Genomic DNA, 11,654 nt, shown 5'->3' with positions numbered 1-11,654 from the left:
ACCCGCTGTAGAGTCGAGCCGTACTCGACTCACGCGCGCAGCGTGTGTGCTTCGCGCAGTATCGGAAGAGCAGTCGACTAACAGCCGACTCTACAAACCCAAGGCAATGAGGTTTATTGCATTCAAGCAGTGAGGGAGTTTGCATAACCCTCAAACATTGAGCGCCTTCAAGAATCCTCCTTAACCTCCAACGTTTTAGGAATGCTTGAATGGCCTGCATGGCAATGGATTCCTAACATTCTCTCCGTCGCCCGCAACCACCTCTGCGGGCGGCGCCTCCCTCCCTTTCTCCTTAGGGGAGGGGGGCTTTCATATTCCCCCTGTCCGAGAGAGACACCCATGCACGCCATTATCAAGAAGGCCGCGCTCGCTGCAGCGCTGGCCACTGCTTCGCTGTCCGCGCACGCCGTGGAAACCAAGATCTCCGTCTACGCCGACGTCGACCCGACCCTGGCGCTGCTGCGCGATGACGGCACCCCGCTGCCGGACATGGTCACCCTGACCCACGATCCGCTGCGTGGCCTGATTCCGAACACGCAGCGCGTGCGTATCCATTCCAACGATGACAAGGCGGATATCGAAGCGCGTATCGATGGCAGCTTCTTCCTGGCCAACGAGACCGGCACCGTGACCGTGCCGATGACCATCAGCCTGAACAACCGCGCGCTGGGTGCAGCCGCCATCGAGTACAAGGCCGCTGACCTGTTCAACGGTGCGGGCTCGACCCCGGGCGCCTCGATCTCGATGCCGCTGACCATCGCACAGACCACGCCGGCGCCGATCCTCACCAAGGGCGCGTACAGCGGCCTGGTCAACGTCGTGCTGAACCAGAAGGCGGCTACGCCGTAATCCCCCGCGCCGGCCCGCATCCCGGGCCGGCCGCTTGCAGCGGTGCCCCCATGACCCTACACGCCCCCGCCGTCACCCGGCTGGCGGTCGCGCTCGCCCTGGCGTTGTCCACTCCGCTGGCGGCCGCGCGCGGCGTCCCGCCCGGTTTTGAAGATCTGGTCGAAGGCCAGACCGAACAACTCGACATCCAGCTGTTCGGCCGCTCGGCCGGGCTGTCGCCGGTGCGCGTGACCCTGGAGCACGTGCAGCTGGAAGATCCCGCGCGCGTGCTGCAGTCACTGGACCTGCCTGCCGAGGCGCAGGCCGCCCTGCTGCCTGCGCTGTCGCAGCCGCTGCCGCGCAACAGCCATCTGGCCTGCCGCTTCGGTGGTGCCAGCGCCGGCTGCGGCTACATCGATCCGCCGGAAGCTCCCGACGAGGTGCGCGCGCTGTATGACGAAGGCGAGGGCGCGGTGCGCTTGTTCGTGGCGCGCCAGTGGATTCCCGGCAAGCCTGCCGCCGAGCGTTTCCACACGGTCACCGCCAATGCCGAGAACGCGTTCCTGCATCAGCAGACGCTCAACCTCAGTGGTGGCCGTGACTACCAGTCGCTGTCGGCACGCGGCGTCGGCACGCTGGGCCTGTTCGATCGCGGCCACCTGTCGGCCGAGTGGTACTACAACCAGCAGCGCTATCGCAGCCACAGCGACGACGATTTCCAGTTCGACAACGTCTATTACCGCCACGACCTGGGGCCGGCGCACTACCTGCAGGCCGGGCGCATGGACCGCCGCAACCTGTCCAGCCCGCAGGGCGGCACTTTCAGCTTCAGCATGCTGCCGCTGGACCGCTTCCAGGGCGCACGCCTCGGTACCACCCAGGCCTATGTGGACACCGACGCGGCGGTGCAGGCCAGCCCGCTGACCGTGCTACTGGCGCGCGATGCGCGGGTGGACGTGTTCGATGGCGAGCGCCTGCTGCAGACCTTCTACCTGCAGGCCGGCATCAACCAGATCGACACCCGCAATTTCCCGTTCGGCAACTACCTGGTGCGCATGCGCATCTACGAGGACGGTGTGCTGGTGCGCACCGAGGAGGCGCCCTTCGACAAGGGCGGCGACTGGACCAACAGCCAGTGGCAATGGTTCGTGCAGGGTGGCCACCGCAACGAACGCCGCAGCGATGCTTTCGATGGCGAGCGTATCGCGATGGCCGGCGTGCGCGTGCCGTTGGGCCGCGACGCGGCGATGACCGCCGGTGCCGCCACGTTCGGCGGGCACCGCTACGGCGAGCTCCGCCTGGACCTGCGCAGGGTGATGGCCACGCAGGAAGTACGCGCCACCTTCAGCGGCATGCGTGGCAGCGACGGCAGCAACGGGCAGCAGCACCAGCTGTCGTACCGGCGCACGGCGTCGTGGAATCTCTACCAGCAGCGCATGCGTGGCAAGGCCTGCCAGTTCGAGGCCGAGGCGCGCGACCAGCTGGGCTGCACCAACGCGCTCAGTGGCTCGATGTCGCTGCCGCTGGCGGGCGGCAATGTTTACGTGGGCTACACCCGGCGCCAGACCTGGCGCATCGGCTGGCACCGGCCGGAGTTCGAGCAGGATCCGTCGTTCGGGCTTGAGCCGCTGTTGCCGCCGGGGCCGTTGGAACCGCGCCGCGAGCCGCTGCTCAGCCGCACCTGGCAGGCCAGCTTCAGCCGCAGCCACCGTTGGCAGGATTTCAGTGTCTCCACGCGCGTGGGCGTGTGGCGGCAGAACAGCACCGACAGCGTGCGTGGCAGCACCGAGCGCGACCGTGGCATCTACGTCAACCTCAGCCTGAGCCGTCGGCACCGCAGTGCTGCCGGCGATGGACAGCGCCGCTATGCCGTGGATGTGCGCCAGCCGCAGCATCAGCGCCCGGCGATCGACTACAGCGTCGGCCAGAGCCTGCGCCAGGAACTGGATACACAGTACCGCGAGCTGTCCGCCGAGCTGCGCGCCAACAACAACGAGCGCTACAGCGCTTCACTGGGCGGCCAGCTGCAGAATGGCATCGGCCACACCAGCGCCAGCGTGGCCCGTTACCAGCAGCGTGGCCGCAGCGAGACCGGCTACAGCGGCGCACACAGTTCCGGCTTCGCGCTCGGCCGTCGCGGCTTCTACTGGAGCGGTGCCAACGGCGCCGACGCCGGCCTCGCCGTGCAGGTGGCCGATACCGATGACGCCGATCTGCGCGGCGTGGCCGCCGAACTGCAGGTGGGCGGGCTGCGCAGGCAACGCCTGCAGATCGGCGAACGCCGGCTGCTGCCGCTGCCGGCCTATCAATCGCAACGTGCCGAAGTGCAGGACGCCAGCACGCTGGACAGCATCGCCGCCATCCGCGTGACCGGCGTGGGCGGTGCACGGCCGATGTTCCTCACGCCCGGCAAGCTGATGCGGATGCCGGTGCCGATCGAAGTGACCTACACCTTCATCGGCCATGCCCGTGACCTGGCCGGTGCGCCGCTGGGCGGCGCCCGCATTCTCAACGCGCCGGTGCCCGGCACCAGCGCCAACGGCGGCTTCGTCGCCGATTTCCCGCGTCGCGAAACGACGCTGTACCTGCTGCAGGACGACCGCCTGCTGCACTGCCCGCTGCAGGTGCGCGAGCGCCGCCAGGTGGTGCTGCTGGTCGGTGCCGTGCATTGCGAGCCGCTGGCCGTGGCCCAGCTGCCGGCCGAGATCCGCCAGCAGGCCCGCGTGACCCGCCTGCTGCAGGAACGCGCGTTGATTGCCGCCACGCCCCGGACCGCTGCTGCAGGAGGTACGCCATGAACCGGCGTTGGATGTTCGTGTTGATGCTGGTGTGTGCGCTCGTGCTGGTGATGCCGCGGGCGTGGGCGCAACGGCCTCCGGATACAGATCCACCTACTGGCGTCATTACCCAGGACATTGTCATGAGCTGGGATCGCTCAGCGATGCCCGGAGATATTGAGATATGGGCGCCAAAAACTTTGATCGCGTACGACAGGGACCCGGCCAAGATGTACGGACTTCTCTATTTTACATGTACGTCAAGGACAGACTCAAAGTCCGGTCGATGCCCCGAACAAGACACCGGCGAAGCTTCTATCCGTGGTGGGATCATCCATCTCCAGTTTGTTGAATCGAGAGGTGGTCAGCGAGCTGAGTTGAATATTGACGCTGCCGTCTATCGTGCGGACTCCACCGCCGCATGCACGACCGAATTCTGGTCGAGTACGAGATACGCCATGTGGAGTAGCTATGGAGCATTCTGCGACTGGAAAGAGCCTGCTGGAACTGGAGCGGATCTCCATCTTTTTGGTTCGCAGCTTGAGCGACTAACTGCCGGTCATTGGGTGGGGACGTTGGAGTTGGATCTCAGGGATCCATCAGGTCGATACATTGCAAGATACATATTCAACTTCGATTTCCAGGTCACTGACTACGACGCGATTTCGATCTACTTCCCGACCTTCGACACCGTCGCGCCGCTGGTCAATCTCGACCTGCGCTACGACCCCATCCAGAAGGTCGTGGGTGGCAGGAAGCAACTGGACATGTGCCTGTACGACGGCCTGGGTTCGCAGAGCGAGTACCTCGACGTCACGGTTCGCGACAGCGGTCCACGCCCACCTGCGGGATCGGACTTCTCGCTCTGGCACCGCGATGGCGGCAGCGATGCCAGCCAGCGCCTGGACTACCGCGTCCACCTGGACTACGGCGGCCACCGCCTGGCGATGAAGCACAACGTCAAGCAGCAGCTGCGCGGCATCGACAGCGCACAGCTGCGGCTGGTGATGCTGCCGGGCATCAGCCAGCCGGTGTACTGCGTGCCCACGCCGCTGACCCTGGAAACACCGCCCACCCCTATCGCCAGCCAGCGCCCCGGCCTGTACGAGGGCGAGCTGACCGTGGTGCTGGATGTCCCCACTGCCAAACCCTGATCCCGAGGAGCCTGCCATGAAGAAGCTGCTGTTCTGCCTGCTGCCGGTGAGCGCTCTGCTTGCACTGCCGGCACACGCCAACCTTTCCATTCACCCGATGCGCGCAGCGGTGGATGCCAAGCGCGGCACTCAGATCCGCGTGTACTCGCAGTCGACCATTCCGCAGTACGTGCAGACCCGCCTGCGGCGCATCGTCAATCCCGCCACGCCTGCCGAAGAGGAACAGGAGATGGAAGCCTCGGATGCGGCGATTGCCATCACCCCCGGCAAGTTCGCACTTTCCGGCGGCGGCAATCGCCTGATCCGGGTGATTCCGCTGCAACAGGTCCAGAAGGAAACGGCCTATCGCCTCTACTTTGAAGGTGTGCGCGGGCCGGATGACGCTCCCCTCGAAGACGGCGAAGGCGCACAGGCAAACATCGGCGTCAGCCTGGTCTGGGGGGCGCTGGTCAATGTCACCCCCGACGATGGCGTGGTGGACCTGCGCCTCCAGGACAACACGCTGCACAACACCGGCACGCTGCGCGTGGGAATCATCGGTGCCGAGCAGTGCACGGCCGCGGGTGCCTGCACGCCACACCCCGTGTCGCACAGCCTCTACCCCGATGCCGCACTGACGCTGCCGTTCCAGCTTCAGCCGGGCAACTCGCTGCAACTGCGTTACCGGCTCACCCGCGATGGCTATCGCGAACACGTGCGGACGATCGAACCGACGGCGACCTGAGCCCGCACTTTGCCCGCCCCGTGCCCGGCACGGGGCTCACTTTCCTTGTCCTGTTAAGGAGAAACACATGAATCGAATCTATCGTCGTATCTGGAATCACGCCAAAGGCTGCTGGGAGGTGGCCAGCGAGCTGACCAGGCCCTGTGGCAGGAAATCGAGCCGCATAACCGGCGCCGGTGGACTGCTGATGGTCGCGCTGATGTTGGCGGGCGGAGAGGTGCACGCCAAGACCCGTTACTACATTGGGTGCGATCCCTTCAATCTGGGAAATGGCGAGTTTGTCTCCTGTTCACCCATCACAGGTCGCTATGACGACACCATGTTTGTCGGCTATGCACTGACCAACGGCCTGAACTCGCTTGGCTACGGTGCAGGCGTGAACATGAAAGGCGACAACACCACCGCATTTGGCATCGGTGCCCGGATAGACGGGCAGAACAGCGCCGCGTTTGGCTTCAAGGCGAGGACCAGTGGCGTCGATAGTGTTGCCTTTGGGTACAACGCCAGTGCCAATGGCGGCCACGCACTGGCAATGGGTGCGAACGCATACACCGGAGCACTTGGGGCTACGGCCGTGGGCAACGATGCTGCGGCCACCCGGCAGAATGCGGTGGCCGTTGGCAGCGGCTCCAGCGCGGAAAAGGAGAATGCCCTGGCGCTGGGTGCCAACGCATTGTCCAACGGTGTAGATGCAGTGGCGCTGGGAAGCAAGGCAATGGTCGACACCGGTGCGGGCACGGGGGGGGTCGCTATCGGTGGCGGTGCTCGCGCGGGAAGCTGGGGTTACACCGGTGCCATCGCCATCGGCGGCGATACGCGCGCGTACATCGACGGCGTTGCGCTGGGCTATGCGGCGTCTGCGTCCGCACAGGGCGCCGTGGCCCTGGGTGTCCGCTCGGTGGCCACGGAAACCAATACGGTGTCGGTAGGCAGCGCCTCGGTGCGCCGTCGCATCGTGAACGTGGCCGATGGTCGTGTCACCGCCTCCAGCACCGATGCGGTCACCGGCAAGCAGCTGCATGCCATGAACGAGCGGGTTGACGGCATGATCAAGCAGGATTCCGCAGGCGGCATCGTACGCATCGCCAACAGCAACACCGGCACGGAAGTCAGCATGCGCAATGCGGTGCTGGCGACGCGCAAGGTGAGTGGCGTGTCTGACGGCGCGCTGACGACGACCAGCACCGAAGCTGTGAACGGACGCCAGCTCAACACGACCAATGGTAATGTCACCAGGGCGCAGACCGCTGCGGATGTGGCCAAGGCTGATGCCAGCAAGGCGCTGGCCCAGGTCACCACGGTGACCGGCCTGATCGGCCAGACTTCGTCCACCAGCAGTGTCCGCTTGGGCGAGAAGAACAGTGGTACCTCGCTGGATGTCCGCAACAGTGCCAATGCCAACCGCAAGGTGACCGGTGTGGCCGACGCCACGCTGAGCACATCCAGCACTGAAGCGGTGACTGGCAAGCAGTTGAACACGACCAATGAGAATGTCGCCAAGGCACAGACCGCTGCGGACACTGCCAAGATGGATGCGGGCAAGGCACTGGCTCAGGCGGTGACGTTGGGTGGCCTGGTGGGGCAGGTGTCGGCAACCGGTAATGTCCGCTTGGGTGAGAAGAACAGCGGAACGGTGTTGGATGTGCGCAACAATGCCAATGCAAACCGAAAGGTTAGTGGTGTTGCTGAGGCTGCATTGACCGCAAGCAGCAATGAAGCGGTGTCCGGGCGGCAGTTGTATTCAGCAAATCAGGCTATAGCGACCACTCAGAGTGGCCTGCTTGATGCTCTCCAACGCGTGAATAAGATCGAAGCCGATTCGAGATACTCCTCTTTCGGATCTCCGGTTGATGATGAGGCCGCGAGGGCAGGGCGCCTAGGAGTGGCTTTGGGAGATTCTTCAGAAGCTTCATTGTCCGGTGAGGGAGCCGTCGCACTGGGGAGTTATGCGAAGGCACTCGGAAACAATTCAGTCGCTCTGGGCAGGGCTGCCGGGGTTGCGGAGACGGCATCAAATGGCTTCGCACTTGGCGCTCGTGCTCGAGTGGAGCATCAAAATGGAGTGGCGATTGGGGCTGGAAGTTACGTTATGAGTGGTGCATCCGATGCCGTTGCTCTCGGCAGTGGTTCTGTTGCGAACGAGGCATTGACCATTTCGCTGGGAAGCACTTCGATTCAGCGTCGCTTGGTGAATGTTGGCAGGGGCACGGGTGACGCTGATGGTACGACGATTGCCCAGGTGAAGGAGGTGCTGTCAACGCTTGGAGCGGGGGCAGGCATGGATGCAAACGGCAACATTGTGGCTCCGACGTACTCGATCCAAGGCGCAAAGCAGAACACGGTCGAAGACGCACTGATGGCGCTTGATGGCGCCGTCATCACCGCAGGCCGTCGTGCGGACAAAGTCGAAGGTCAGCTCAGCTCGATTTTCCAGGACTCGCCGTCGACCCGTGCCGACGGCATGAACCAGATCGCGCTCAGTGGCGCGAACGGCATGGTGCTGACCAACTTGGCTGATGGACGAGTGGCGCCAGGAAGTCGTGATGCTGTAACCGGTAGCCAGCTGTACGCCGCAGAGCAGAAGATCTCGCAGAATCGGAATGATCTGGAGGCGATGCGAAAGGAGCGAGAGGTCGGCGAACAGGCAATGCGTGGACTGGATGCTAGCGGCCCAATCGACTTCGGCGGTGCGCGTTTGACTGGCGTGTCGGACGGAGATGTGTCGGTCGGCAGCCGAGATGCCGTCAATGGTGCGCAGCTGAACGAGACAAACGCAAACGTGATCGCTGCTCAAAGTACAGCGGATGTTGCGAGACTGGAATCGACCAAGGCTCTGGTTGAAACATCCACGCTGAGTGGTCTGGTCGGGCAGGTGGCAGAAACGGGAACTGTCCGTTTGGGTGAAAGGAACAGTGGCGCCCTGATCGATGTGCGGAACAGCGATGGCGCTAACCGAAGAGTCACTGGGATAGCTGATGCTAGCCTTGGCGCCGGTAGCAATGACGCTGTGACTGGAGGTCAGCTGTTCTCCTCGAATCTCCGCATTTTGGCGGTTGAAAGAAAGAGCATGCTCTTTGACACTGGAAGGGAGGATGGGGCAGCTCCCGCGCGCGCTGGACAGTACAGCGTGGCACTTGGAAATGGTGCGGTAGCTTCCGTCACTGCAGAGGGCGGCACCGCAGTAGGAGCATTCTCGGGGGCGCACGCGAAGAATTCGGTTGCACTTGGGCGTGCCGCGACCGTAGCGGAGAGCGCAGAAGCTGGTTTCGCATTGGGAGCCGGATCCTACGTCGCCGAGAAAGGGGGAATGGCGCTGGGCACGGGATCTGTAGTTGAGGCCGGCGCCCAATTGAGTGTTGCCTTGGGCCAAGGTTCGGTGGCCGGTGAGAATGGCGTTGTTTCATTTGGAAACAGCGATCTTAAACGCCGCCTCGTAAACATCGCCAACGGCACCGCCAACCACAACGCCGCCACCGTCGGCCAGCTACGCGGCGCGCTGTCCGCGCTCGGCGGTGAGGTCGATGCCAACGGCAACATCGTCGGCCCCAGCTTCACCGTGCAGGGCCAGTCCCAGTCCACGCTCAATGGTGCATTGGAAGCGCTCGACGGCGCAGTGGTCAGCAACCGCTCGCGGGTGAACCAGGTCGAGTCGCAGCTGCGCAGCGTGTTCCAGGACACGCCCTCCGTCCGCGCCGACGGTCTCAACCAGCTCACCCTGGCCGGAACCCACGGCATGGTCATTTCCAACGTGGCCAATGGCCTGATTGCGGCCGGCAGTCGTGATGCCGTCAATGGCGGCCAGCTGCACTCGATGCAACAGCAGCTCAACGGCCGCATGGACGGGCTGGAGCAGCGCATCGATGCGCCGCAGCCGCAGGCAATGGCGGTGGCTTCGGTGCCCGAACCGGAAGCGCCGGTGCCGCAGGCCGAAGGCGACCAGCAGGTGGCGTCGGCAGGCGAGGGTGAGAAGCCCACGCCGCAGCCGAAGTCGAAGAAGGAGGACACCCCGAAGCCGCAGGTCGACACCGCCGAGCTGGAGAAGATGCTGGCCCGCGCCAACGAGTACACCGATGGCGCGATCAGCAACTTCGAGCGTCGCCTGGACAAGATGGACAAGCGCTTCAACCGCATGGCGGCGATGAGCAGCGCGCAGACCGCGATGGCGATGAACACCGCCGGCCTGGCCACCTACAACCGCCTGGGTGCGGGCGTGGGCTACAGCGAGGGTGAGTCGGCGATGGCGGTGGGCTACCAGCGTGTGCTCAACGAGAAGGGCTCGGCCACCTTCAGCCTCAATGGCGCGTTCACCAACAGCGGCGAACGCAGCATGGGCGTCGGCGTGGGCATCGGCTGGTAAGCCATGCGGCCCCGGCGTGGTGCGCGTAATGAACCCCGCCGCGCCGGGGTCCTTGCCGAGGAGATGGCAATGTACAGATGGGTACGCGGAATTATCAGCTATCGCACGTTCTATATCTGGCGGGCGCGCTTTCGCTACTACACCCGGAACCTGGACCTGTGGACGCTGATGAGCGGGCTGTGCATCGCCGGTCTGCTGCTGGTGCTGTGGTACCTGTGGCAGATGCTGGGCGTGCCGCCGCCGCGCGTGCACCCTCAGGCAGCGGCGCTGCGCATCGACGGCGTCACCAGCGAGGCGATCCATCGCATAGTGCTGGTGCGCCACGCGGGCAGCACGCCGGGGGCCCCGTTCACTACGCCGGAAGAGGTGCGGGCAAGCACGTTACGCACGATGCGGGTACGCCAAGTGATGGACAGCGAAGTGGTGTGGCGGCTGAAAGCCGACATGCTGGCGGATATTGCCGACTACATCACCGCCACGGGTGGGTGCGTCCCGTACGACTGCCGACGGATTCGCGCTCGATTGGAGGATGTGCGCAGGGCGGGTGTTGAGAATGCGCAGATCAACACAGCACTGTTGACGATCCTGGAGGTGTCGCTGGACCAGATGCCGTCGTTGGAGGCGGTCGAGCATGAGCGGGTGAAGAGTGGGTGGTCGGATGGGTTCAACGACATCTATGACCAGATCTGGTTGCTGCGGGGCCTGCAGGTCATGCATGCACAGATGATGCGGGAGTATCCGCAGCGAGCCCCAGTACCGTGGCTGCCGCGGCTGCTCAGCGACCCGCTGCGCGATACCCGTTTCGTCTGGTAGCGGGAGCATGATGGGCGCCATCTGCCAGAGCAGGTAGCGCAGCTTTTGTAGAGTCGAGCCGCGCTCGACTGCTCTTCGGCCAGCAATCGATTGCCTGAAGCACGGTGCGGACCAACGGTCCGCACCCACCAAAGGCAGGTACCGCTGCGCTCGCCGGCCATGGGCCGGCGCTACCGTCATCCGCCGATGTACGCGCTGATCTCCGCTTCGGCCAGCACCTGCCGCAACTGCGCGACAGACGCACGTCGCATCGGCTTCTCATCCACTGGTGACAGTGGGGCCTGGCGCAGGGCGTCGTACGGCAGCACCGCTAGGTCGAAGGTCAGCTCCTCGGCACTGAACACCCACACCGGCACGTCCAGGCAGCGTTCGCGGTCCATGCGCAGGCGGCGCGTCCGCGATTCGGCGGGAATGCCGTGCTCGTCCAGGAAGCGGTGCACGGCTTCCGGGTCGTCGCTGTGCAGGTGCAGCTGCACGGGACTGTTGGCGTCGGCGGTGCCCTCCAACACTGGGCCAGCCAGGCGCGGGGAGAAGCCGTGCAGGAACTCCAGCGCACGCATGGCAGCCTCGCGGCGGCGCTGCAGTTCGCTGCCGTGCTGGGGGCCAGCGAACAGCCGCTGGTATTCGCGCAGGGCGTCTTCGATCTCGGTGTTGCGGGGCAGGGAGGCATCGTCGTGGATGCCGAGCCGGCTGGCGGCCTTCAACTTGGCCTGGTGATAGTCGCGGATGCCGCCTTCGGCCATCAGGCGGGCGGCTTCGTGGGCGAGGCGGTGACGCCGCTCGCGGGTCTGGCTGGCAGCATGCTGACGGGCGCGATGCATGCGATGACTCCCTGTTGCGACCTGGCTACAGATTAGCGCACGGATGTGACATCTGCGTGGGTATGGCGCGGAGATGCCAACCAACGGTTGGCACCCACCGATGCTTTGGCAGGTGCCGACCTTGGTCGGCACGGGGCGCCAACCAAGGTTGGCCTCTACCAGGGTCGCATCGGTGCCAAC

Annotated in this window: 7 protein-coding genes; 6 read left to right on the top strand and 1 reads right to left on the bottom strand. The window is 64.6% G+C overall.

The window, feature by feature from the left end:
* The first annotated feature begins 339 nt into the window (after positions 1–339).
* The 6 genes from AC5P7E_RS10985 (at position 340) to AC5P7E_RS10960 (ending at position 10,653) form a co-directional block, all read left to right on the top strand.
* Complete coding sequence (locus tag AC5P7E_RS10985; protein WP_012481149.1) at positions 340–849, top strand: CS1 type fimbrial major subunit; 510 nt, start codon at positions 340–342, stop codon at positions 847–849.
* A 50-nt stretch (positions 850–899) separates the two neighbouring features.
* Complete coding sequence (locus tag AC5P7E_RS10980) at positions 900–3,626, top strand: TcfC E-set like domain-containing protein (protein ID WP_043034089.1); 2,727 nt, start codon at positions 900–902, stop codon at positions 3,624–3,626.
* Positions 3,623–4,759, top strand: coding sequence for a CblD like pilus biogenesis initiator family protein (locus AC5P7E_RS10975; protein WP_114619133.1), 1,137 nt, complete (start codon positions 3,623–3,625; stop codon positions 4,757–4,759). Before AC5P7E_RS10980 ends, AC5P7E_RS10975 begins: the two co-directional genes overlap by 4 nt.
* Positions 4,760–4,775: 16 nt before the next feature.
* A complete protein-coding gene (locus AC5P7E_RS10970; RefSeq protein WP_197589982.1) occupies positions 4,776–5,483 on the top strand; it encodes a pilus assembly protein in 708 nt (235 codons plus the stop codon).
* Between the two features lie 67 nt (positions 5,484–5,550).
* The gene (locus tag AC5P7E_RS10965; RefSeq protein ID WP_329761702.1) at positions 5,551–9,840 is read left to right on the top strand and encodes an ESPR-type extended signal peptide-containing protein; all 4,290 of its coding nucleotides are present in this window, start codon (positions 5,551–5,553) and stop codon (positions 9,838–9,840) included.
* A 69-nt stretch (positions 9,841–9,909) separates the two neighbouring features.
* On the top strand, positions 9,910–10,653 hold the full coding sequence (locus tag AC5P7E_RS10960) for a hypothetical protein (RefSeq protein ID WP_111197675.1): 744 nt from the start codon (positions 9,910–9,912) through the stop codon (positions 10,651–10,653).
* A 176-nt stretch (positions 10,654–10,829) separates the two neighbouring features.
* Here the strand turns inward: AC5P7E_RS10960 and AC5P7E_RS10955 are convergent, their stop codons facing one another.
* Complete coding sequence (locus AC5P7E_RS10955) at positions 10,830–11,474, bottom strand: hypothetical protein (protein WP_060380571.1); 645 nt, start codon at positions 11,472–11,474, stop codon at positions 10,830–10,832.
* Positions 11,475–11,654: the final 180 nt, after the last annotated feature.

This window comes from Stenotrophomonas sp. YJH_SMC_25 (assembly GCF_059369595.1).
This window is presented reverse-complemented; position numbering and strand designations above follow the sequence as displayed.